The 23,564-nt window shown below is 34.3% G+C and carries 19 protein-coding genes; 13 read left to right on the top strand and 6 right to left on the bottom strand.

All coding sequences use genetic code 11. The features are described 5' to 3' along the window. Positions 1-78: 78 nt before the first annotated feature. From BM246_RS08875 to BM246_RS08860, 4 genes are all read left to right on the top strand, one after another. Complete coding sequence (locus BM246_RS08875; RefSeq protein ID WP_074937302.1) at positions 79-2,781, top strand: TonB-dependent receptor domain-containing protein; 2,703 nt, start codon at positions 79-81, stop codon at positions 2,779-2,781. A gap of 100 nt (positions 2,782-2,881) precedes the next feature. Further along, positions 2,882-4,183, top strand: a complete 1,302-nt coding sequence (locus BM246_RS08870; protein ID WP_074937300.1) for an amylo-alpha-1,6-glucosidase — start codon at positions 2,882-2,884, stop codon at positions 4,181-4,183. Positions 4,184-4,304: 121 nt separating this feature from the next. Continuing rightward, complete coding sequence (locus BM246_RS08865) at positions 4,305-5,951, top strand: sodium:solute symporter family transporter (RefSeq protein ID WP_074937297.1); 1,647 nt, start codon at positions 4,305-4,307, stop codon at positions 5,949-5,951. Positions 5,952-5,963: 12 nt separating this feature from the next. Then, positions 5,964-7,085, top strand: a complete 1,122-nt coding sequence (locus tag BM246_RS08860) for a glycerate kinase (RefSeq protein ID WP_042504694.1) — start codon at positions 5,964-5,966, stop codon at positions 7,083-7,085. A 77-nt stretch (positions 7,086-7,162) separates the two neighbouring features. On the opposite strand, the gene BM246_RS08855 is transcribed toward BM246_RS08860, so the two are convergent. The 3 genes from BM246_RS08855 to BM246_RS08845 form a co-directional block, all read right to left on the bottom strand. Beyond that, positions 7,163-7,417, bottom strand: a complete 255-nt coding sequence (locus tag BM246_RS08855) for a DUF3098 domain-containing protein (protein WP_042497616.1) — start codon at positions 7,415-7,417, stop codon at positions 7,163-7,165. 73 nt (positions 7,418-7,490) lie between these two features. Further along, complete coding sequence (locus BM246_RS08850; protein WP_042497615.1) at positions 7,491-8,369, bottom strand: cell division protein FtsX; 879 nt, start codon at positions 8,367-8,369, stop codon at positions 7,491-7,493. 140 nt (positions 8,370-8,509) lie between these two features. Beyond that, complete coding sequence (locus BM246_RS08845) at positions 8,510-9,424, bottom strand: DMT family transporter (RefSeq protein ID WP_052415345.1); 915 nt, start codon at positions 9,422-9,424, stop codon at positions 8,510-8,512. A gap of 174 nt (positions 9,425-9,598) precedes the next feature. Between BM246_RS08845 and BM246_RS08840 the strand changes: the two genes are divergently transcribed. The 3 genes from BM246_RS08840 to ald all read left to right on the top strand — a co-directional run bounded on the left by BM246_RS08840 (position 9,599) and on the right by ald (position 14,252). Further along, the gene (locus BM246_RS08840) at positions 9,599-12,505 is read left to right on the top strand and encodes a leucine--tRNA ligase (RefSeq protein ID WP_074937294.1); all 2,907 of its coding nucleotides are present in this window, start codon (positions 9,599-9,601) and stop codon (positions 12,503-12,505) included. 86 nt (positions 12,506-12,591) lie between these two features. Further along, positions 12,592-12,864 carry a SemiSWEET family sugar transporter gene (locus tag BM246_RS08835; RefSeq protein WP_042497611.1) on the top strand — a complete coding sequence of 91 codons (273 nt, stop codon included), beginning with the start codon at positions 12,592-12,594 and terminating at the stop codon, positions 12,862-12,864. Between the two features lie 287 nt (positions 12,865-13,151). Further along, the gene (gene ald / locus BM246_RS08830; protein WP_042497609.1) at positions 13,152-14,252 is read left to right on the top strand and encodes an alanine dehydrogenase; all 1,101 of its coding nucleotides are present in this window, start codon (positions 13,152-13,154) and stop codon (positions 14,250-14,252) included. A 216-nt stretch (positions 14,253-14,468) separates the two neighbouring features. Here ald and BM246_RS08825 read toward each other — a convergent pair whose 3' ends face one another. Continuing rightward, on the bottom strand, positions 14,469-15,230 hold the full coding sequence (locus tag BM246_RS08825; protein ID WP_074937291.1) for a hypothetical protein: 762 nt from the start codon (positions 15,228-15,230) through the stop codon (positions 14,469-14,471). A gap of 54 nt (positions 15,231-15,284) precedes the next feature. After that, complete coding sequence (locus BM246_RS08820; protein WP_074937289.1) at positions 15,285-16,700, bottom strand: SDR family oxidoreductase; 1,416 nt, start codon at positions 16,698-16,700, stop codon at positions 15,285-15,287. A 179-nt stretch (positions 16,701-16,879) separates the two neighbouring features. Here BM246_RS08820 and BM246_RS08815 point away from each other — a divergent pair, with 179 nt between their 5' ends. The 6 genes from BM246_RS08815 to BM246_RS08790 all read left to right on the top strand — a co-directional run bounded on the left by BM246_RS08815 (position 16,880) and on the right by BM246_RS08790 (position 22,327). Continuing rightward, a complete protein-coding gene (locus tag BM246_RS08815; RefSeq protein WP_042497601.1) occupies positions 16,880-17,578 on the top strand; it encodes a zinc metallopeptidase in 699 nt (232 codons plus the stop codon). Between the two features lie 39 nt (positions 17,579-17,617). Next, on the top strand, positions 17,618-18,322 hold the full coding sequence (locus BM246_RS08810; RefSeq protein WP_042504696.1) for a Bax inhibitor-1/YccA family protein: 705 nt from the start codon (positions 17,618-17,620) through the stop codon (positions 18,320-18,322). Positions 18,323-18,457: 135 nt separating this feature from the next. Then, the gene (locus BM246_RS08805; RefSeq protein ID WP_074937287.1) at positions 18,458-20,227 is read left to right on the top strand and encodes a MutS-related protein; all 1,770 of its coding nucleotides are present in this window, start codon (positions 18,458-18,460) and stop codon (positions 20,225-20,227) included. A 254-nt stretch (positions 20,228-20,481) separates the two neighbouring features. Next, on the top strand, positions 20,482-21,000 hold the full coding sequence (locus BM246_RS08800; protein WP_159140064.1) for a hypothetical protein: 519 nt from the start codon (positions 20,482-20,484) through the stop codon (positions 20,998-21,000). 8 nt (positions 21,001-21,008) lie between these two features. After that, on the top strand, positions 21,009-21,533 hold the full coding sequence (locus BM246_RS08795; RefSeq protein WP_052415346.1) for a hypothetical protein: 525 nt from the start codon (positions 21,009-21,011) through the stop codon (positions 21,531-21,533). A 14-nt stretch (positions 21,534-21,547) separates the two neighbouring features. Then, on the top strand, positions 21,548-22,327 hold the full coding sequence (locus BM246_RS08790) for an amidohydrolase (RefSeq protein ID WP_074937284.1): 780 nt from the start codon (positions 21,548-21,550) through the stop codon (positions 22,325-22,327). A gap of 129 nt (positions 22,328-22,456) precedes the next feature. Here BM246_RS08790 and BM246_RS08785 read toward each other — a convergent pair whose 3' ends face one another. Further along, a complete protein-coding gene (locus BM246_RS08785) occupies positions 22,457-23,437 on the bottom strand; it encodes a LuxE/PaaK family acyltransferase (RefSeq protein ID WP_074937281.1) in 981 nt (326 codons plus the stop codon). Positions 23,438-23,564 lie beyond the last annotated feature (127 nt).

Raw genomic sequence — 23,564 nt, 5'->3', positions numbered from 1 at the left:
AAAATATGATAATTTTTTAGAACTTTTTATATGTATGTCGTTATAAATTTGGATAAAAATTAACTAAAACTAAATATTATGACCAAATTATTTTACACACTGTTATGTGTTTTTAGTGTTTCTACAATGTTTGCGCAAACAGACATTAAAGGAACAGTTAAAGACAATTCGGGTGTTCCTGTAACAGGGGCAAACGTTTTAATTGAAGGAAGCTCTTCGGGAGCCACTACCGATTTTGATGGTAATTATAGTTTTACCACAAGTGTTTCCGGAGCACAAAAAATTATAGTATCCTTTTTAGGTTACGAAACTTTAAATAAAACAGTAACATTAAGCGGAGGTGCAATGACTTTGGATTTTGTTATGGTTGAAGGAGGAAACACTTTAGATGAGGTTGTATTAACGGCATCTTCTACGTTTAGATCTCAAAAAGAAACGCCAAATTCAATTTCATCATTAAAGGCTCAAGAGTTAACACGTTTAAATGCGAATAGTCAAGCTGATATTGTGGCTTCTATCCCTGGTATTGTTGCCGATGGTGGTGGAGGTGAAGCTGCTACAAATATATTTGTTAGAGGTTTACCTTCTGGAGGTCAAAACGATTTTTCTCCGATACAATATGATGGCTTAACGTTAGCTGGTTACGGATTGAGTTCTACGGCCGGAGATGTTTATGCTAAAGTAGATCAAGGTGTAAAAGGTGTAGAGTTTGTACGTGGAGGTTCGTCTATTTTATATGGTGCGGGTTCTACAGCAGGTGTGATGAACTACATTTCTAAAACAGGTGATACTAATGATGAAAATATTATAAATTTTGAAGTAGCAACCAAAGGAAGAATAAAAGGAGAATTTTATTCTGGTGGTAAAGTAGGAGGAGAAGACTCTAAAACTTACTATGCAGTATCTGGTTTTGTTCGTAAGGATGATGGACCTTTAGATTTTGGATTACCAACAAAAGGATATCAGTTTAGAGGAAATTTAAAAAAGAAATTCGAAAACGGATCTTTTACTTTCTACACGCAGTTTATTGATGATAAAGCTCAGTTTTTATTAGGTCTGCCTTTAGATGGAGATTCTCGAGAAAGAATTACGGGTAATGATGGCGAAACGGTTTATCAATTAAATTCTTCACACGTTAGAAATATTAGTTTTTTAACTCCAGCTGGAGAATATAAAAGCCCAATAGGAGATGGTGTACACACTAAAGGGTTCTATGCTATGGGAGTTTTTGATTACGATTTAGGGAACGATTGGAAAATTAATTCTAAAGTAAAAGTATCCGATTATGTAAATAATTTTGGATTGTATGTTGCGGCTAGTGGTACGGTAAATACCCCTGCTAATTTAAGCGATTATTTAGATGCATATGGTTATGCTGGTGCTACTAATATTAATGCATCTTATGTTGGAGGAACAGCGCTTGCGGCAAATGATAGAGTTATTGATAACTTAAATATTGACAGAAATAGACCTATTACAGATTTAACAGGTGAGTTTAGTATCACTAAAAAATTAGAAGGAGATAAAGTTGAGCACAATATTACTTTAGGTACGTATTTAACATCTTCGCAAGGAGAGGATAATAACTGGCAATACCGAACATTATCAGCATTTAATGATGCTCCAGAGTTAGTAAATCTTTCATTTACTGATGTTAATGGTGACGATGTTATTTTAGCAGAAAATGGATTAACAGCCAGAATTGGGCGTACTGCTGCAACGTTTCTTACTCAAGATAGAACAGCGTTTTACTTAACCGATGAGATGGTTTTAGATAGATGGCGTATTGATGTTGGTTTCCGTGTAGAAAATCAAAAAGCCAGTAGAGAAATTGGAACTACAGCTACTAAACAAGTTTATAACGATGTTGGATTAACGTCTGCATTACAAAACGTAGGTTACGCAACAGGTGAGTATAAAAGAGCAGAGGTAAGTACTACTGGTTTTGCTGCATCTTTGGCTGCACTTTATAAAATTAACGACAATTTAAATGCCTACGCCAACATGTCTAAAGGATATTTCTTCCCATTAACTAGAAGTATTAATGTGGTAAGTAATGATGTTATTGCAGGTGAATATAAGCCTGAAAATATCTATCAAGTTGAAACAGGTTTAAAATATGGAAGCAGTAAATTCTCTGGAACTTTTGCAGCCTACTATACAACACTTGTGGATCGAGTTGCTATTCAAAGATTAAACTACGGTGGAACTATAGGTACTGTAGATGGAATAAAAACTCTTCAAGATACCAAAACACTTGGTATGGAAGTATCATGGTTATGGAAGTTTGCTGAAAATCTTTCTTTTAACGGAAACTTTACTTACCAAGGTCATGAGCTTAAAAAAGACGAAAGAACAGTATTGCAGTCTGGTACTGTAGATGGTGTAGTTTTAGTTGAAGGCGATGTTACAAATGGTGCTAATGTTGGAAAACAGTTAAGAAGACAGCCAACAGCATTATCAACCTTACGTTTTGATTATGATAATAAAAAATTAGATGCTTTTGCATCTGCAAATATTAGAGGAAGTCAATTTAATGATGACGCAAACCTAGTTGAGTTAGATGGGTTTACGGTATTGAGAATTGGAGCAGGATACACTATAGGTTTTGAAGATGATAAAAAATTAAGACTTGGGTTTTCAGTTTATAACCTAGCCGATAGTCAAGGTTTATCAGAAGGAGACCCGAGAGCCTTTTCACAATCAACAACTCAAGATTATTTTGTTGGTCGTCCAATTTTACCAAGACGTGCATTTTTTAACGCTACGCTAACCTTCTAAACGTTTAGTTTGTTTTAACCCATAATTACAGAGGTTAGATTAGTTGCTCACCACTTTTGGTAAAGTTTTTAAGTGGTGAGTTTTTTAAATAAAAAAAGATATGAAAGCATTACAAGAAAGAGCTCAAACAGTTCTAAATAACAATTTTAAAGAAGGATTTAGCATACCTTGCGCAAAGTTATACCCATTTCAATGGTTTTGGGATTCAGGGTTAATTGCTATTGGTTTTGCACATTTCGATATGCAAAAAGCAGAACAAGAAATAGAAACTCTGCTAGATGCACAATGGGAAAACGGCTTTATTCCACATATTATCTTTCACACAGATACCGATACGTATTTTCCTGGTCCAGATTTTCATAGGTCAGATTTACATCCGCAATCTTCTAAAAAGTACAAATCAACAGGGATGACGCAGCCACCCGTTACAGGTTTTGTTTTAGAGGAAATGTATAGAATTAGTAAAGATAAAGTTGCAACCTTAAAGTATATTGAAACGGTAATCGACAAAGTTTACGATAACCATAATTACTTTTTTACAAAGCGTGATCCACAAAATGAAGGCTTGGTTTATATTTATCATAACTGGGAATCAGGTACCGATAATTCTCCAATTTGGGATGATATTTGGGACACCATGGATCCGCCAGAATATACATTCGAACGTCGTGATACTACGCATGTTGATGCAGCCGAAAGACCTTCGAAAAGAGAATACGATCATTATTTATATATTATAGATATTGCTAAAGAACATAATTATAGTGATGAAAAAATTGCTGAATTATCACCGTTTTTAGTGCAAGATCCTTTATTTAACGCTATACTTATTAAGTCAAATCAAAGTTTAATTAATTTGTATGAATTATTAGGAGATTATTCTAAAGTTGAGCAGCTTAAACAATGGCAAGATAAAAGTGTAAAAGCTTTTAATGATAAGTTGTTTGATGAAGAATTAGGTGCATATATTCATTATGATTTACGTAATGAAAAACCACTTCGTTATTTGTCATCGTCATCATTTGCTCCTTTGTATGCAAATATTCCAAGTAAAGAACGTGCTGATTCTATGGTGAAAGTTATGATGGAGAAGTTTGGAGGCGATCAGCAATATTTGTGTGCCTCTTTCGATCCAACTAGCGAACGTTTCAACCCTAAAAAATATTGGAGAGGTCCTGTTTGGATAAACCTAAACTGGATGCTTTTTAAAGGATTAAAACAATATGGTTTTTCTGAAATAGCAGAGCGCGTAAAACAAGATACTATTGAAATTATTGAAAAAAACGGGTTTTATGAGTATTTTGATTCTAGAAAAGAAATGCATAAAGACGGAACCGCTGGTTACGGAGGTAACGATTTTTCTTGGAGTGCCGCATTACTTATAGATTTATTGAATGATTAATTGAAATTCTTTAAATGTTTTTTTACGAACAAACTAAAAATTTGAAATAAAGGGTTTTATCTATTAGTTAAAATCCTTTGTTTTATCTTGTATCAACCAACTAACCACTAAACTTAACATTATGAATTGGCTAGATTATAGTATCATAATATTTTACATCGTATTCTTTTTAGGAATGGGGTTTTTCTTTAAAGATAATAAAGACTCTAAAGATTATTTTTTAGGAGGAAAAAGTATGGGCTGGTTTCCTTTAAGCCTGTCTACCATGGCTACACAACTTTCGGCAATAAGTTTTATTTCTGCGCCGGCATTTGTAGGTTTAAAACTAAATGGAGGAATGAAATGGCTAACCTTTGAGTTTGCCGTGCCGTTGGCTATGATTTTTATAATGATCGTTATTATTCCGCCATTATTTAGATCTGGTGTTGTTAGTATTTATGAGTTTGTAGAAAAACGTTTTAGCACATCAACACGATTAATTTTAAGTATTGTTTTTCAAATAAGTAGAGCGCTTGGTACCGGAGTAATGGTGTATACTATTGCAATTATTTTGCAAGCCGTATTAGATATCGATTTTGTTTATACCATTTTAATTATTAGTGTTATCACTATTATTTATTCTTGGCAAGGCGGCATGAAAGCCGTTGTTTGGGGCGATGCCATTCAAATGATTATTTTATTTGCAGGATTAATTATCTGCTTGTATTATGGATGGAACTTATTGCAGGAACACGGTGGATTAGAAGCTGGATTCGACCCAGAAAGATTACAAATTATTGATTATAATTTAGGTGTTGGTGAAGGGAACGAATATGGTTTATTACCCATGATACTTGGTGGGTTCTTTTTATATGCCTCTTATTATGGTTGCGACCAAACACAAGCACAGCGTATGCTTTCTGCTAAAGATGAAAAAACAATTAGAAGCCTACTTTTAGCAAACGGACTTTTAAGATTTCCTGTAGTTTTAGTGTACTGTATTATGGGCTTAGTTATCGGTGGTTTAATTACACTTGCTCCCGATTTTCTAGCCGAAATAGCCGATACTACCCAAAGGCATTTTCCATATCAATTTGCTAAGCACGGTATTAAGGCCGATTTAATGGTTCCTGTATTTATCATTAAATATTTACCACATGGTTTAATAGGTATTTTAATGGTAGGTATATTATCTGCGGCTATGTCGTCTTTAAGTTCAACCGTTAATTCGCTTTCTGCAGTTACCGTAGAAGATTTTTTTAACCGAGGAGAAAATAAATTAAGCACAAAAAAATACATGATGATTTCAAAAGGATCGGTAGTTTTTTGGGGATTAGTTTGTATTGCGAGTGCCTTTCTTTTTGGAGGTAGTAAAAATGCAGTAATAGAAATTATTAATGCTATTGGTTCTGTATTTTATGGTCCGGTATTGGTGACGTTCTTTTTGGCGTTCTTTTCAAAAAAAATAAATCACATTGGTATGAATGCTGGTATTATCTCAGCTGTTTTAATAAATTTAATGTTTTCAAAAACAATTCAAGAGTTGTTTCATATTGATTTAGGATTTAATATCTTTTGGATTTGGTTAAACTTTACAGGCGTTATAATTGCCTTAGTTGTGGCTTATGCTGTTAGTGCTTTAACGAGTAAAACTAAAGTGAAAAGCATTTCTAATTTTAATGTGAGTATTAAAAAAGAAGACTTCATGATAAAAGAGGTTTATATACTTCTTGCTTTTTTTGTTTTTATATTGGTTTTAAGCTTTTTCCTTCCTTCAATTTTAAGTTAAAATAGTTATACTATGAAAATTGTACTTGCTCCCGATAAATTTAAAAATTCTTTAACCGGTATGGCGTTTTGCCAAGCTGTTGAGGCTGGTATTCATGCTGTAAATCCAGATATTGATATTTTAAAATTACCACTGGCCGATGGTGGAGACGGTACTATTGAGGTCGTTAATTTTTATTTGAATGGAAGAGTTGTTGAGGTCGATGTTAGTAATCCGTTTTTTGAACCTATAAAAGCGAATTATCTTTATGCTGAAGCGTCTAAAACAGCTTTTATTGAAATGGCTGAAGCTTCGGGTTTAAAACTTTTAAAACGTAAGGATTTCGATTGTAAAAATGCCACCACACTCGGCACAGGAGATATGATTTTGGATGCTTTAAATAAAGGCGCTAGAACTATTATTTTAGGTATAGGTGGCAGTGCAACCAATGATTGTGGTATTGGTATGGCAACAGCTTTAGGCTATCGTTTTTTAGATGAAAAAGGAAAGGAAGTTGTGCCTACGGGATTTAATTTATTAAATATTAGATCTATCGATGCCACTAATGTACATCCTAATATTAGCGAAGTTAATTTTAAAATAGCCTGCGATGTTACCAATCCGTTGTACGGAGAAGATGGTGCGGCTTATGTTTATGCAACTCAAAAAGGAGCCAAGGCGCGAGATATTATTTTGCTAGATGATGGCTTAAAATCTTTTGCTAAAATATTACAGTCTGTTTTTGGTGTCGATGCGCAAAGTATTCAAGGTGCGGGTGCTGCCGGCGGTATGGGTATTGCTTCAAAAGTGTTTTTGAATGGTACTTTAGAGCGCGGTATTGAGCTTATAAAAGACTTAGCTCAGTTTGATAAGCAATTGCATGATGCCGATTGGATTATTACAGGGGAAGGCAAGCTAGATACGCAAACCATGTCTGGAAAAACAATACAAGGCGTGCTATCTTCCGCGAAAGCGAAACAAATAAAAGTCGCTGCCTTTTGTGGATCTATAGATTTAGAAAATGATAACGCTAAAGATTTCGGGATAGAATATACCGATGCCGTTATTAAGTATTCGAAAAGTTTAAATGATGCTATGAAAAATAGCTATGGCTATGTAGAAAAAATGGCAACTACGTTTGCTAGACAATTATAAAAGTGCGTTTGTTTTCTAAGGGCTACTCATTTCTACCTAAGGAGAAATCGAACAAGAGTAAGTTAATCTAACTCGTCTTACTTTTTATTCGGATTTAATAAAATGGCATAAACCTGAAAGCCAAATCCAATAAGAATAAGCATTGGTGCCAAACGGATACGTCTCCAGCTAAAAATTTCTGGATTAAAAACTGCAGGATCGTCACTGCCACCACCAGACATTAAAATAAAACCAAGAGCAATAATTGCTAAACCAATAAACATGAATTTATAGTTTTTCTTGCCAAATACAAAGGTGGCTTTTGTTGCTTCTTTTTGTTTTTTATTTTCCATAGTGTTTGTAAGTCATGCAAATTAACAGAATTAATTCAGAATTTCTGTTAATGTTGTTTTAAATTTCTTTCGCCTAATAGTACAGCTCGTCTGTTTTTAAATTCAAGAAACGTTGTGTTGCAAAATGTGTGCTTATCCAAGTTATTAAAATACCTAGCGCGAAAATAACGCCAAATAAAATAGCAATTAAAATCGGGTTACTTAGTAATTCTAGTTCGGCAAACGTTTTGTTTAAATAATACAATACAACAGCCATGCCTATTAAAGCTAATATAGCACCAATAATACCTAAACGTACGCTTTTCCAAACAAACGGACGACGAATAAAACGTTTTGTAGCGCCTACCATTTGCATGGTTTTTATTGTAAATCGTTTAGAATATACGGCTAAGCGAATAGAACTATTTATCAATAATACCGCAATTAAAGTAAAAATACCACTGATAACTAAAACCCAAAAACTGATTTTTTTAACATTATCGTTCATTAGGTTTACAAGGTCGTTATCGTAGGTTACTTCTTCCACAAAGTTTTTATGTAGCGCTTCCGCGGAAATTTTTTCAAGGTGTTCCGAGGTTACAAAGTCTGCTTTTAAGTGTACATCAATCGAATTTTGTAACGGGTTATAGCCCACAAAATCCATAAAATCTTCACCGTTTTCTGCTTTCATAAATTCGGCAGCTTGTTCTTTAGAAACGTATTCGGTAGATTTTACATAATCGGCCATAGCCAAACTTTTTTCAAGTTGTTTGGTCTCAACCTCTTTAGCCGAATCTTTCAAGTAAATAGTAAGTACTACCTGTTCTTTAAAATGATCGGATACTTTTTTAGCATTTAAAACCAACATACCCAACAGGCCTAGTAAAAATAAAACTAAGGCAATACTTAAAACCACCGAAAAGTACGATGATATTAGTCTGCGTTTTTGATGTTTTTCAAAAGATGAACTCATAAAGGGTGTCGATTAATGCTGTAAAAATAATAAAGAATAAGCAATCTTCATTTATATAAACAGAAACATATTGAAATTGTTATTTTTCAACCTAACATTATTTTAAATATTACTAATAGCAACTTGGTTAACTTTTACAGTTATGCTAGCTTTTTAGGTGGTTTACTAATAATGTAAACACCAATAACAACCATAACGCAGCTTAGTATTTTTACTATATTAATATCTTGTGCGTACTCTTCTTTCATTAATATAAAAGCATAAATACTTACCATAGCAAAACTTATTACGGGTTGTAGATAAATATAGCTACTTGTTACCGATGGCATCACGTGGTTTAGTGCATACAAATTAAGTAAATAGGTAGTAAACGTGGTGAATAATACCACAAAGCCAATAACTAAATACGTGTTGGTAGTAAAGCCTGCAAAATTGGTATCCATTATAGGTTGAATAGAAAACGGTGTAACCAAGAGTAAGCCAAACAAAAACATCCAACAAATAACGGTGAGGGCATTATATTTTCGCATTAAAGTTTTTGCAAGCACTAAGTAAAGACCATAGGAGGCAGCATTACAAAACACCAAAAAATTACCGAGTAGTGAGCTTGTACCTTCAGATTTATTACCATAGGCAATAAGAAAAATGGCGGCAATACCAGCAATTACGGTGCCTATAAATTTATTCTTCGTCATGCGTTCTTTCAGAATAAAAAAACTGAAAATAAAAACCAAAACAGGTGTAGCCGTCATAATAATAGATGCATCTACCGGCGAGGTTATATTAATACCATGGAAGAAAAACAGCATATTTGCCGCGGCACCAAGTAAACCGCAAAGTGCCAAACGCAATAAATCTTTACGTTCTACTTTTTCTTTTACAAACATAAATTTAAGCGCCCAAAACAGCACAACGCAGCAAGCCAAACGGATAAATACAAAAGCCGTTGGGCTAATTTTATGAGGCATAATGCCTTTGGCAATAATATAATTGAGGCCGTAAATAACATTTGCGCCAAAAAGTGCAAAATGGGCCTTGTAGATGTTCGCGTTCAAGGAGTCTGGTTTTAAGCGTGCAAAAGTAAAAGTATCTCGTTAAAACAGCATGTTTTTTAACGGTTTTAACTTATGAAAATAAAAGATTTTTAAGTTGATTTATAAAACGTAAATTTGCGCCGAATATGGCCGTTTTAAAAACGACCTTATAGTAATACGAAAACAAGATATAGGATGATATACGATTTCAATAAAATCGAAGAAAAGTGGCAGAAATATTGGGCAACAAACCAAACTTTTAAAGCCGAAAACCAAAGCGAAAAACCAAAATATTATGTGTTAGATATGTTTCCTTACCCAAGTGGAGCAGGTTTACATGTTGGGCATCCGTTAGGTTATATCGCATCCGATATTTATGCGCGTTACAAACGTCACCAAGGTTTTAATGTATTGCATCCGCAAGGGTACGATAGTTTTGGTTTGCCTGCAGAGCAGTACGCGATCCAAACCGGGCAGCACCCGGCAATTACCACGGCCGAGAATATAAAAACCTACCGTCGTCAATTGGATCAAATCGGGTTTTCTTTCGATTGGTCTCGTGAGGTCCGTACTTCAGATCCGCAATATTACAAGTGGACCCAATGGATTTTTATTCAATTATTCAACTCTTGGTACAATAACGATACTAATAAAGCTGAAGATATTTCTACTTTAGAAAATATTTTTGCAACAGAAGGTAATGCGAATGTAAATGCCGTTTGCGATGATAACATTGCGCCTTTTACAGCAGAAGCTTGGCAAGGATTTTCTTCGGAAGACAAACAAAAAGTATTACTTCAATATAGATTAACTTATTTAGCTGAAACGGAAGTAAACTGGTGCCCAGCATTAGGAACCGTTTTAGCAAATGATGAAATAGTAAACGGCGTGTCCGAACGTGGTGGACATCCTGTAATTCGTAAAAAAATGACCCAATGGAGTATGCGAATTTCTGCTTATGCAGAGCGTTTACTTCAAGGTTTAGATACTATTGATTGGACAGATTCTTTAAAGGAAAGCCAACGTAACTGGATTGGGAAATCGGTTGGAGCCTCTGTTACTTTTAATGTTAAGGATAGCGATGCCGTTATCGATGTGTTTACAACAAGACCAGATACTATTTTTGGTGTAAGCTTCATGACGCTAGCTCCAGAACACGAATTAGTAGCGCAGTTAACAACACCAGAGCAAAAAGCTGAGGTAGATGCTTATATTTTAGCAACTGCCAAACGTAGCGAACGTGATAGAATGGCCGATGTCAAAACCATTTCTGGTGCATTTACTGGGGCTTATGCCGAGCATCCGTTTACAAAAGAGCCAATTCCGGTTTGGATTGGCGATTACGTTTTAGCGGGTTACGGTACAGGAGCCGTAATGTCGGTTCCTTGTGGAGATGAAAGAGATTACGCTTTCGCGAATCATTTCAATATTCCAATTATTAATATTTTTGATGGTGCCGATATTTCGGAAGCAGCCTTTACAGATAAAGAAAAAACCGTGATAGGAAACAGTGATTTCCTTAACGGCATGAACTATAAAAAAGCGACCAAACGTGCTATTTTCGAATTAGAGAAAATTGGACAAGGTGAAGGTAAAACCAATTACCGTTTGCGCGATGCTGTATTTAGTCGTCAACGTTATTGGGGAGAGCCATTTCCGGTGTATTATGTCAAAGGGATGCCGCAAATGATTGATGCTGCACATTTACCTATTAAATTACCCGAAGTAGAAAAATATTTACCAACCGAAACCGGCGAGCCACCATTAGGTAATGCTACCGTTTGGGCTTGGGATACTAATAAAAATGAAGTCGTTTCTAACGATTTAATCGATAATGAAACCATCCATCCGTTAGAATTAAACACCATGCCAGGTTGGGCAGGTAGTTCTTGGTATTTTAACCGCTACATGGATTCTACAAACACCGAAGAATTCGCGAGTAAAGAAGCGATGGACTACTGGAAAGATGTGGATTTATACATTGGCGGAAGCGAGCATGCTACAGGACATTTACTGTATTCTCGTTTTTGGCAAAAATTCTTGTTCGATAAAGGTGTTGTGCCTGTTGATGAGTTTGCTAAAAAACTGATTAACCAAGGGATGATTTTGGGGACTAGTGCTTTTGTTAATAGAGTATTTGTAGAGACAGGTATTCAAAAGCAAAGAGGGGTATTTATTTCTAATGATTTATTAGGAAATAAAGGAGAATTAAATGATGATGTAATTGGTTTAATTAAGAAGGAGTTAGGAGAAGTTGATGAGAACGATATAAAAATTATGCCAATTCATGCGGATGTTTCTTTTGTTAATTCATCTAATCAGTTAGATCTTGAAGCTTTTAAAAACTGGAGAGTTGAATATAATGAAGCTCGCTTTATTAAAGGAAAAGATGGTTGTTTTGAAGTTGCTCGCGAAGTTGAAAAAATGTCTAAATCGAAATACAACGTGGTGAACCCTGATAACATTGTTTCAGATTACGGAGCAGACAGTCTTCGTTTATACGAGATGTTCCTTGGGCCATTAGAGCAATACAAACCATGGAATACAGCCGGAATTACAGGCGTGCACAACTTCCTTAAAAAACTATGGAAATTGTATGTCGATGATAACGGACTTAAAGTTTCAGACCAAGCAGCAACAAAAGATGCTTTAAAAACACTTCATAAAACCATTAAAAAGGTTCAAGAAGATATCGAGAATTTCTCTTTCAATACATCGGTTTCAACGTTTATGATTGCTGTAAACGAGTTAACCACTCAAAAATGTACTTCTAAAGATATTTTAGAACCGTTATTGGTTTTATTATCGCCTTATGCGCCACATATTGCAGAAGAGTTATGGAACCAATTAGGTAATAGCGAATCTATTTCTACAGCGGCTTTTCCAGAGTTTGATGCGAGCCACTTGGTAGAAAGTAGTAAAAATTACCCAATTTCCTTTAACGGGAAAATGCGTTTTACTTTAGAGCTACCAATGGATATGAGCAAAGACGAGATAGAAAAAACCGTTTTAGCTCACGAAAAAACACAAGAGCAACTTGCAGGCCGTACCCCTAAAAAGGTTATTGTTGTGCCAGGTAAAATTGTAAATATTGTTGGCTAAGGCCAAATAGCATATAGAAATAAGCCATCTTATTTTATAAGGTGGCTTTTTTAGTTTAACCCCAATTTATATTATTAAATAAAATTATGTTCGAAATTCAACCCATGGAAATAGTAGGTTTGGTTGCAGCCACTTTAACTACTGCATCATTTGTTCCGCAGGTCTATAAAGCTTATAAAACTAAAGATGTAGAAGGTGTATCATTAACCATGTTTTTAGCCATGTTTGTTGGTGTATTGCTTTGGTTGGTTTACGGGTTTTACTTAAAAAGCTTATCGATGGTAATTGCCAATATCATTACCTCGGTACTTTGTTTAATGATTTTAATTCTTAAAATTAAGCACAAAAAAAAATCATAAAAAAAACGAGCCCAAAACAGCCGTAAATTCTATTTTTTAAAAGCTCGAAAAATTCCTATATTTTCATAAAAACAAGTGGTTTTTTATCAATACCAATTAAAAACCCGTGTTTTTCGAGCTGTTTTAACCAAAAAAGCGTTTTCCCATTAAATTGATGTGAATTATAGATTGTTTGGTGATATTGGGTTTTAAGTGAAAATAAATTAACAAAATCGCAATTTTGATTATAATGTTCAAAATTTTGTATTAATTTTGTTTCGATTTAAATCTATAAAAAAGCTTAATACATGAAAATTGGAGTTCCTATTGAGATAAAAAATAGCGAAAATAGAGTAGGTATGATACCTTCTGGAGTTTTCGAATTAACCAAAAGAAACCATGAGGTTTACGTACAAACAAACGCAGGTTTTAATAGTGGTTTTCTTGATGAAGAATATATAGAGGCAGGAGCAACTATTTTAGACAGCATAGAGGCTGTTTACGAAATTGCAGACATGATAGTGAAGGTAAAAGAACCTATCGAGCCAGAATACGATTTAATTAGGGAAGACCAAGTGGTATTTACATATTTCCACTTTGCATCTAGTGAGCCATTAACTAGAGCTATGATTAAAAGTAAATCTGTTTGTATCGCTTACGAAACTGTAGAAGATAACGACGGATCTTTACCGCTTTTAATTCCAATGTCTGAGGTTGCAGGTCGTATGTCTGTACAACAAGGTGCAAAATTCTTAGAGAAGCCAATTAAAGGTCGTGGTATTTTATTAGGTGGTATTCCAGGAGTTCCTCCAGCAAAAGTACTTATTCTAGGTGCTGGTATTGTAGGTTACCAAGCTGCAAAAATGGCATCAGGTTTAGGCGCACAAGTTACTATTATGGATATTAACATGAAGGCTTTACGTTATGTAAGTGATTCTATGCCAAACAATGTAATTAGTGAATTTTCTAGTGAATATAACATACGTAAACATATTGTAGATGCCGATTTAATTATTGGTGGTGTATTATTAAAAGGAGCAAAAGCGCCAAAATTAATAACACGCGATATGTTAAAAGAAATGCGTCCAGGTACCGTAATGGTAGATGTTGCTGTAGATCAAGGCGGATGTTTTGAAACTACACACCCAACAACGCACCAAGATCCAACATACATTATAGACGAGGTTGTACATTACACCGTAGCCAATATGCCAGGTGCTGTACCATATACATCTACAATGGGTTTAACCAACGTAACCTTACCATACGTTATTAAATTAGCAAACGAAGGTTGGGAGCAAGCTTGTCAAAACAGCGCGCCACTAGCAAGAGGTTTAAATATTATAAAAGGAAAAATTGTGTACAAAGAAATAGCCGAAGCTTTCGATATGTCTTTAGAAACAGCATAGTTTCTTAAAACACACAAACTATATATTAAATCTGGTTTTAGGCATTATGTCTAGAATCAGATTTTTTTGTTTTAAATAATCATTTGGGCGTTACCCGAAAAGGGTCGGGCTATCACTACTCGCTCCCTTCCAAAAGGTCGGGGAGCTCAAACAGGCCGTTCTATCCCTAACGCGGGCTTTGGGCTAAGGTTGGTTTTTCAGTAGAAAACAAGTGGTTTAGGCTGCGCTATCAGATTTCTGTTTTATAATTTCTAGTATTTGGTTTCTATCATTTTCAGAAAGGACCTCTAGGAAAACTCTGTGACTTTCAGTTTCTCTAGATGTACTATTGATGATATCCAAATAGTACCCTTTGTTAGTAAATGTGTCTTTCTGGTACACTCTAGAAATATCTCTATAATTAAACTCCAACATTCCTAACTGGTTCGAAGCTATTCTAATCAGAATCATTATTCTAAACATTCCAAAATTAACGGTAGGGTATTTAGGTAAAATAATTTTGGTTGGGTGTACTTCGGCTATTTTTCCAAAGTTCATTTTCTTAAGTATAAGCTTTATTAAAATAGATGCAATTATTGTCCATAGTATTAATTTAACACCACCACCAAATTGCGATTTAAATAAAAACAGGACAAGAAGTACTGCCAGTAAAATCGAAAAAATTGTAGTAATATCTCCTTTAACGTAATATGCTTTTCCGTTTTTTAAAATATGAGGTATTTCAAAAGAATTCATGAATTCAATATTCTCCTTTGTGAAAATTTTGTCTTCCTTTTTCTTTTTGGTGTTGGGTTCAGTATTAGATTTTACGTTTGTTCTTTCTTGTGCATCTGCTAATGAAATATTTCTTTTAAGTAATTCAGCCTCTAATATTGGTATTACTTCTTTTCTTAAAGATTGGATGTCTTTAGTAGCTATTTCAATTAACTTTTCATCATCAAAATTTTCGTAATTTCTTCTTATATCCTCTAAGTTCATGTTATAAAATAAATAAAAATGATTTCTTTTATTATGTAGGGTTTTGGGTGACTATTATTCAGCTAAAGCCTTCAGCATACCTTTAAAAATAAAACCATGGAAAGGTAATACCGAATACCAATACAGTCTGCCGGCTAAACCAAGCGGTCTAAAAGTTGCGGTTTGAGTTAGTTTATTGTCAACCACTTTAAACTCCAACCAAGCTTCACCCGGAAGTTTCATTTCAGCAAATAAAAGTAAACGTCCTTCTTCTTTATCGGCATACAATACACGCCAAAAATCAATAGAATCACCAACATTAATGGTTGCCGGATTGGTGCGTCCGCGCCTCAATCCAACACCGCCAAAAAGCTTGTCCATGTAGCCTCTAATTTTCCAAAGCCATGTGCCATAATACCAGCCGGTGTTTCCGCCAATAGCCCAAATTTTGTTTATAGAAGCTTCGCGGTTTTCAATAGCTTTCGTTCTACTATCTTTAAAACAACCAAAAGAGGGGACTTGTATAAATTCGGATATATTAAAGTTTAATCCGCTACTGGAGTAAGCATCTTTCCAACTCGACAGAATTTCATTATTTTCAATTTTACTAAAAGCGCGTTTTAAGGCTTCTTCATAACTCAAAGGTGTTATGCCTAAAATGGTATTTATTCTATTATCACGGCAAACTACTTCAACCTTCATGCTATGTACTAGAGACGATGCTAATTTGTACGATGTTGAGGTTACAAAATAAAGCCAGTACGATGATAGTTTGGGTGTCATTACCGGAACCGTATAAATTCTACGTTTTAAGTTTCTGGCTTTACCAAAATTTAAAAGCATCTCTTTATAGGTTAAAACATCAGGACCTCCAATATCAAAATTCTCATTATAAGTTTCGGGGTTAAACATCGATTTAGAAAGAAAAGCCATAACATCGGAAATGCCGATGGGTTGGCATTTGGTGTTTAACCATTTTGGAGTAATCATGATCGGGAGCTTTTCAACTAAATCCCTAATAATTTCAAAAGAAGCACTTCCGGAGCCAATAATAATTCCGGCGCGTAAAGCTGTAAAGTTGTAATCGCCTTTTGCCAGTTCTATTTCTACATTTTTTCTTGAGCTTAAATGTTTAGAGAGTTCGGTTTCGTTAACAATACCACTTAAATAAACCACATGATTTACGTTTGTGTTTTTTAAAGCATTCCTAAAGTTTTTTGCAGATGTTTCTTCTAAAGATTTATAATCACCATCCGAAGACATGGAGTGTACCAAATAATAAGCACCATCAATATCTTTTGGAATATGTTCTAAAGAAGCTTGATCTAAAAGGTCTAATTGAAGCACCGTAATGCTTTTTGCTAAAGATTCTGGCGGATTAAACCGTTTGGGGTCTCTCACGCAGCAAATCACTTCGTGTCCGGCTTCAACTAAAACCGGAATTAAACGTTTACCAATATAACCTGTGGAACCTGTTAGTAGTATTTTCATTATTTAGAATCAGAATGTCGCGATATTAAATCGTTTCATTAATTAATATGTGGGGTTAAACGAAGTTAACCATTTTTTTATAAAGCGCTATGCATCTAAAAATTAACTGACAAACTAGCACAATATGCAATTGGCTTTATTTTTGATATATTTACATTAGAAATTAAAAACTAAACAAAATGATTGGATATTATATATTATTGGGTGCCATAGCGCTTTTAAGTTGGATAGCGAGTAGTACCTTAAAGAAAAAGTTTGCCAAATATTCTAAAATACAACTGAGAAATGGCATGAGTGGCGCCGAAATTGCTACAAAAATGTTAGCAGATAACGGTATTACCGATGTTGAGGTTATTTCTACACCTGGGCAATTAACCGACCATTATAATCCAACAAATAAAACAGTAAACTTAAGTGAGTCTGTTTATAATCAAAGAAACGCAGCAGCTGCGGCTGTGGCAGCACACGAGTGTGGTCACGCCGTGCAACATGCGCAAGCGTATCAATGGTTAGGGGTGCGATCTAAATTAGTACCTGTTGTTAGTGTAACGTCAAATATGTCACAATGGGTTGTTATTGGTGGTTTAATGTTAGGTGCCGCAGCAGGTTTAGGACTTGGATATTGGATTGCCGTTGCTGGATTAGTCATGATGGGTTTTGCAACTTTATTCAGTTTTGTAACTTTACCGGTAGAATACGATGCTAGTAACCGTGCTTTGGCGTGGTTGAAAAATAAAAACATGTTGTCTCAAGAAGAATATGCAGGATCGGAAGATGCCTTAAAATGGGCTGCACGTACATATTTAGTTGCTGCAATTGGTTCTTTAGCGTCTTTAGTATATTGGGCTTTTCAAGTATTTGGTGGCTCTAGAGATTAATACCTATTAATAATTTAAAAATCAATTAAATCCCAAATTATGAATCAAACATTTAATGGTAAGCTTATGGTAAGTCAACTATCTGAAGTAGATAGAGTGGCTTTTTATAAAAAAACGTATTCGCATGTTGCGGGTGGTGTTTTGGCATTTATTCTTTTTGAATACTTATTATTACAAAGTGATACAGTTGTAGAGTTCGCTTTATCCATGACGCAAGGTTGGCGTTGGCTTATTATGCTTGGTGGTTTTATGTTTATTACAAACTATGCTGAAGGTATGGCGCTTAAAACGCCAGACAAAAACAAACAATATTTAGCTTATGGACTTTACATTTTAGCCGAAGCTTTTATTTTTGTACCACTTATATACATTGCAGCTTATGCCATGGAAACAGGGCCAGATATTTTAAAACAAGCCGGTATTGTTACATTGGCTTTATTTAGCGGATTATCGGCTATTGTTTTTGTTACTAAAAAAGATTTTTCATTTTTAAAAGCAGGATTAACCGTTGGGTTTTTTATTGCTATTGGGTTAATTATCGCTGGTAGTATTTTTGGTTTCAATTTAGGACTTTGGTTTTCGGTTGGTATGTGTCTTTTAGCTGCTGGTTCAATTTTGTATCAAACATCAAATTTGGTAAATAAATATGGTGTTGAAGATTATATTCCTGCTGCTTTAGGCTTGTTTGCTTCGCTCATGCTACTGTTTTGGTATGTGTTACGTATTTTTATGTCTAGAGATTAAGCATAATAAATAAATTTCTTTTGAAGTTTAACATTCTAAGCGATGTTAAATTCAATGTAAAACTTAGTTAAAAACAAAGCTCTGAAAAACAGATTTCAGAGCTTTTTCGTTTCTTTACCAATTCAAATAAACAAAATGAGTGCACCTATAGATTATTACCAAGAACATCAAGCAACATACACTGCAGAAGCACAAAAGTTGCATAAGCAAATGATAACCTTAAGCATGCTAAGGTTGTTGGTTTTTGTTGCTACAGGTTTTGGTATATACTTCACTTTTCAAAACTGGCAAATTGCTTTAGGTATTGGGGTTTTGGGTGTTGTGGGTTTTCTGTTTTTATTATCAAAGTATAACGATATTAAACGCGAACGTCAGTTTAAAAAAGCGCTGGTTGTTATAAATGAAGAAGAGATTAAAATTGCTTCGGGTAATTTTCATGATCGAGATCAGGGACTTAAATTTCAAGACCCAAATCATTTTTATAGTTTAGATATCGATTTATTTGGTCGAGGTTCATTTTTTCAATTTATAAACAGAACAACGATTACTGAAGGACAAGAACGATTGGCTGACTTATTAAAAGCGAACAATACTGAAAATATTGTTTCACGACAAAAAGCCATAGAAGAATTAAGTAGTAAGCCCGAATGGAGGCAGCATTATGATGCTAATTCGAGTTTGATTGAAACAGAAACGTCTGCAAAGCAAATTGTAACATGGTTAAAAAATTATAAAACGTTTTTGCCAAAAATGATGCAATGGTTACCAATAGGGTTTACTGTTATTTCGGTAACATTATTTGTATTAACTATTTTGAATTTAATTAATTCTGAAATTGTTGGCTATTGGTTGCTTATTGGCTTAGGCTTTTCTGGTGTTTATGTCAAGCGTATCAATCAACTTTCAACAGGAGCCGATCAGGTTAAAGATACATTTCGTCAGTATGCTTTATTGTTGAATTTAATTGAAAATGAAAATTTCACTTCAGAATTGCTTCAGAAGAAACAAGAAAAAATTCAATCGGAACATAAAAAGGCGTCACTTATTTTTAAAGAGTTATCCAAAGGTTTGGATGCATTAGATAATCGCAATAATATTATCTCGGCTATATTTGGTAACGGCTTGTTCTTGTCGGATATTAAAAACAGCTACCGTATTGAAAAATGGATTAATCAATATGCTGATAAAGTTGAAGATTGGTTTGAGGTGGTTTCCTTTTTCGATGCTTATAACTCCTTAGGTGGTTTTAATTTTAATCATCCTGATTTTGTGTTTCCTAAAATAGTAAACAACGGGTCGGTTATAAAAGCTACAAATTTAGGGCACCCTTTGTTAAACAAGTCTAAACGTGTAGATAGTAACGTCTCTATGGGTAATGAGGAATTCTTTATTGTTACTGGGGCAAATATGGCAGGAAAAAGCACCTTTTTACGTACTATGTCTCTGCATATTGTTATGGCCAATGTTGGTTTGCCTATTTGTGCTGAAACGAGTGAATATTCGCCTGTAAAATTGATTACAAGTATGCGCACCACAGATTCGTTAACCGATGATAGCTCGTACTTCTTTTCTGAGTTAACACGATTAAAATACATTGTAGATGCTATTCAAAAAGAACCTTATTTTATTATTTTAGATGAAATTTTAAAGGGGACAAATAGTACCGATAAGGCTATTGGTTCTCGTAAGTTTGTTGAAAAATTAGTGGCTTCTAAGGCTACCGGAATTATTGCAACGCACGATTTAAGTTTGTGCGAAATTGAAAACGAACTACCGCAAGTAAAAAACTATTACTTCGATGCTGAAATTATTAATGATGAACTTCATTTTGATTACACTCTTAAAACGGGAGTTTGTAAAAACATGAATGCATCTTTTCTATTGAAGAAAATGGAAATTGTATAATTAAGAGCTTCTTTTAAGGTGTTCCGAAGAAAAAATAATCGCCACTCTTTGATTATTGTGTCATTTTTCAGCTCTAATTTTAACATACGCGTTTTTCAATTAAATGGCTAATGCGTTGTTTAACTTCATTTTACGTTAATTTGAAGAGGTTGCGAACTTAGGCCTTTGTTAAAAGGGTGTTAAGCTAGTGACTAACCCTTAATTTTGTGTCTAAATAGATAGAGAATCTTAAAAAAAAGGTATAGAATATGAAGATGATAAAAATATTACCCATAGCATTAATTGGTTTATGCATGTCTTGCGGAAGTGGAGAGCGTGTTATAATGGAAGAAGGTGCTGTGTATAAAGTGAAAAACGATAACTTTTATAGTAAAGGTAAAGATATTACAGAGCTGTTATCCGAAAACGAGAAGAAAGACATAAAGGCCGTTTTAAGTAAGCGCCTTGAAGCTGAGCGTCTTGCTGAAGATAAAAAAGAAAAGTTAGAAAAGGAGCAGAAAAAAGTAGAGCAAACTATAGAGAAAGCTAAGGAAAAGCAAGAAGCCTTAGAGGAAAGTCAAAAACAATTAGAAGAGAAACAAGAAGCAATAGAAGATGCTCGAGACGATTTTTTAAAGGCTAAAGAAAAACTAGAGAGTAAAAAAGAGAAGTATAATAAACTAAAAGAAAAAGGTAAGCTATCGCCTAGTGATGAAGAGAAGTGGCAAGGCCGTTTTGAAGATTTAGAAGCTAAAATAAAAGAGTATAACACTATTTATAAAAACTTAAAATAAAATTAATTATGAAAAATATATTTGCAACCCTAGTCTTATTTGTATTCTGTTTTGCAGTTAATGCACAAGAGGTAGTATTTAAAGAAGCGACATACCAAGTTAAAGGTAGTAAAATTATTAAAGATGGAGCCGATGTTACAAAAACATTATCTATTGAAGATCAACAACAAATAAAGGATGCTTTTAGTGTTAAAAAAGCAGAATTAGACAAAGCTAAAGCAGCTGAAAAGGCAGAGCTTGAAAAGGTAAAAGCCAAAGAAAAGGCTGTTAAGAAAGAAGAGAAAGCGAAAAAGGATCAGGAGAAAGCATTAAAAAAAGCTGAAAAAGAACAAAAGAAGGCCGAAAAAGCATTGAAGGCTAAAGAGAAGGCAAAGTCTAATTTTGAAAAAGCAGGAAAAAAGCATAAAGATGCTATTTCGAAATACGAAAAGTTAAAAAATAAAGGTAAATTGTCTCCGGTAGACGAAAAGAAGTCGCTAGAGAATATTGAGAAGCTAAAAGAAAAGTTAGATAAAGCAAAAAGTAAACTATAAAATAAAATCACGGTATGGAAAAAGAGCTTAAGGTAGCGTTAATTCAGGCGAATTTAGTTTGGGAAAATCCTCAAAAAAACCGTGAGCAGTTTGCAGAAAAAATAGAACAAATTTCAGGCAGTATAGATCTCATTATACTGCCTGAAATGTTTACAAGTGGTTTTACCATGAACGCTGAAAAGGTAGCGGAAACTATGGATGGGGAAACTATTACATGGCTAAAAGATATGGCTGCTAAAAAAGATGCGGCTATTGTTGGTAGTTTGGTAATAACAGAAGCGGGTAAGTATTACAATCGTTTAGTATTTGTAGAACCTTCGGGTAAAATTACTATTTATAATAAACGCCATGCTTTTACCTTAGTTGGCGAGGAGAAAACATATACGGCAGGCAATGAAAAGTTGATTATAGATTATCTAGGTTGGAAAATCTGTCCGTTAATTTGTTACGATTTACGTTTTCCCGTATGGGCAAGAAATACTGAAAATTACGAAGTATTGATTTATGTAGCCAACTGGCCAAAACCACGTGTTACGGCTTGGGATACGCTTTTAAAAGCGCGAGCTATCGAGAATATGAGTTATTGTATTGGTGTGAATAGAGTAGGTGTAGATGGTGTGAATAGTGAATATTCTGGTCACTCTGCTGTCTACGATGTTTTAGGAAATCAGTTATCTAATTTCGAACCGCACGAAGAAGGTACTCAAATAATTACTTTAGAGAAGCGCCATGTGGAAGCGTATAGAAATAAATTGAAGTTTTTGAACGATCGAGATGCTTTTTCAATTCATTAATAAAAAACAAAAAGCCCGACTTTTACATCGGGCCTAATAAATTAACCAAAATTTATTACTAATCATTCTTTTTCTTAGCAATGGTTTGGTCGTATATAGTTTCAATTACTTACAAAGTGTTTTTTGTTATCATAACACCATTAAGTTGCAACCTCGAATATCAGAGTTGTCAAAACGACCAATAACTTCAAAAGATCCATCTGGATTTACACGGCCTAAATCTTGGGTTGCAATAAAGGAGCAAGAGTTGATGTTTGCTAAATCAATAACGTTAATTCCGCCCGCTTTTTCGCTGGTGTTTATAGTTAAAGCATCTTCGGTGTCTCGAGTTAAGACTTTCATCCAACTTGGACATTTAAATACACCATGACCTTGCGAGTAGGCTTGGCTTAATAATTCCGTCATACCATATTCACTATGGATTTCTTTTGTGCCAAAACCAGCTTTTAATTGTTTGTGTAGTTCTTCGCGAATCAATTCTTTTCGGCGGCCCTTCATACCTCCTGTTTCCATGATTACGGTGTTTTTTAAGTTGAATTGATGCATTTCAACTAAATCTAGCAACGCAAAAGAAACACCTATAAGTAATATTTTTTGGCCTTCAGCATCTAGCTTTATTAAGGTGTCTTTTAATTCGGAGATGTTATCGAGATAAAAACCACTTTCAGCATGTTTTGATTTCGAAATCATAGCATCGACCATGTATATTAATGACGAGCCTTCACGTTCTAAGTAAGACGGCAGTAATCCAAGAATAACATAATCTTCAATATTGCCATAAAAGTGTTCAAAACCTTTATTAAAACTCTGCTTGTAGATCTTTAAATCGGTAACATGGTGTTTGCTCGTCGCACTTCCGGTAGTTCCAGAACTAGTAAAGGTTGTTTCAACGGCATCTTTAGTACTTAAAATATCTCGAGTTTTAAAAAACTGAATAGGTAAAAAAGGAATATCGTTACTTGTTTTTACATCTGTTGGATGGATGTATAATAGGTCGCAAAATGAACGATACACCCTATTGTTTTCAAACTGAAATTTAAAAACTTCTAATGCTAAGCTTTCGAATTCAGCGGGTGTTTTTATTTTGAAAATGGCGTTTTTATCGATCATAAATAGATTTCAATAGTCATTAAAGGCATAAAACGGTTCAGTAGTTTTAGTAGCCTAAATATTATAGTACAAAAGTAGATAAAATAAAAAAGCACTACCAATTGGTAGCGCTATTATATTTATATGT

The sequence above is a fragment of the Algibacter lectus genome, from assembly GCF_900112395.1.
GTDB lineage: Bacteria > Bacteroidota > Bacteroidia > Flavobacteriales > Flavobacteriaceae > Algibacter > Algibacter lectus.
Note: the sequence above shows the minus strand (reverse complement) of the source record. Positions and strands in the feature narration are given on the sequence as shown.

Bases quoted from the DNA above. Each gene is read 5' to 3' on its own strand.
- BM246_RS08875 (WP_074937302.1), top strand. From the start codon at position 79: ATGACCAAATTATTTTACACACTGTTATGTGTTTTTAGTGTTTCTACA.
- BM246_RS08825 (WP_074937291.1), bottom strand. From the start codon at position 15,230: ATGAACTTAGAGGATATAAGAAGAAATTACGAAAATTTTGATGATGAA.
- BM246_RS08840 (WP_074937294.1), top strand. From the start codon at position 9,599: ATGATATACGATTTCAATAAAATCGAAGAAAAGTGGCAGAAATATTGG.
- BM246_RS08815 (WP_042497601.1), top strand. From the start codon at position 16,880: ATGATTGGATATTATATATTATTGGGTGCCATAGCGCTTTTAAGTTGG.
- BM246_RS08855 (WP_042497616.1), bottom strand. From the start codon at position 7,417: ATGGAAAATAAAAAACAAAAAGAAGCAACAAAAGCCACCTTTGTATTT.
- ald (WP_042497609.1), top strand. From the start codon at position 13,152: ATGAAAATTGGAGTTCCTATTGAGATAAAAAATAGCGAAAATAGAGTA.
- BM246_RS08785 (WP_074937281.1), bottom strand. From the start codon at position 23,437: ATGATCGATAAAAACGCCATTTTCAAAATAAAAACACCCGCTGAATTC.
- BM246_RS08860 (WP_042504694.1), top strand. From the start codon at position 5,964: ATGAAAATTGTACTTGCTCCCGATAAATTTAAAAATTCTTTAACCGGT.
- BM246_RS08835 (WP_042497611.1), top strand. From the start codon at position 12,592: ATGTTCGAAATTCAACCCATGGAAATAGTAGGTTTGGTTGCAGCCACT.
- BM246_RS08810 (WP_042504696.1), top strand. From the start codon at position 17,618: ATGAATCAAACATTTAATGGTAAGCTTATGGTAAGTCAACTATCTGAA.
- BM246_RS08870 (WP_074937300.1), top strand. From the start codon at position 2,882: ATGAAAGCATTACAAGAAAGAGCTCAAACAGTTCTAAATAACAATTTT.
- BM246_RS08790 (WP_074937284.1), top strand. From the start codon at position 21,548: ATGGAAAAAGAGCTTAAGGTAGCGTTAATTCAGGCGAATTTAGTTTGG.
- BM246_RS08865 (WP_074937297.1), top strand. From the start codon at position 4,305: ATGAATTGGCTAGATTATAGTATCATAATATTTTACATCGTATTCTTT.
- BM246_RS08820 (WP_074937289.1), bottom strand. From the start codon at position 16,700: ATGAAAATACTACTAACAGGTTCCACAGGTTATATTGGTAAACGTTTA.
- BM246_RS08795 (WP_052415346.1), top strand. From the start codon at position 21,009: ATGAAAAATATATTTGCAACCCTAGTCTTATTTGTATTCTGTTTTGCA.
- BM246_RS08805 (WP_074937287.1), top strand. From the start codon at position 18,458: ATGAGTGCACCTATAGATTATTACCAAGAACATCAAGCAACATACACT.
- BM246_RS08850 (WP_042497615.1), bottom strand. From the start codon at position 8,369: ATGAGTTCATCTTTTGAAAAACATCAAAAACGCAGACTAATATCATCG.
- BM246_RS08800 (WP_159140064.1), top strand. From the start codon at position 20,482: ATGATAAAAATATTACCCATAGCATTAATTGGTTTATGCATGTCTTGC.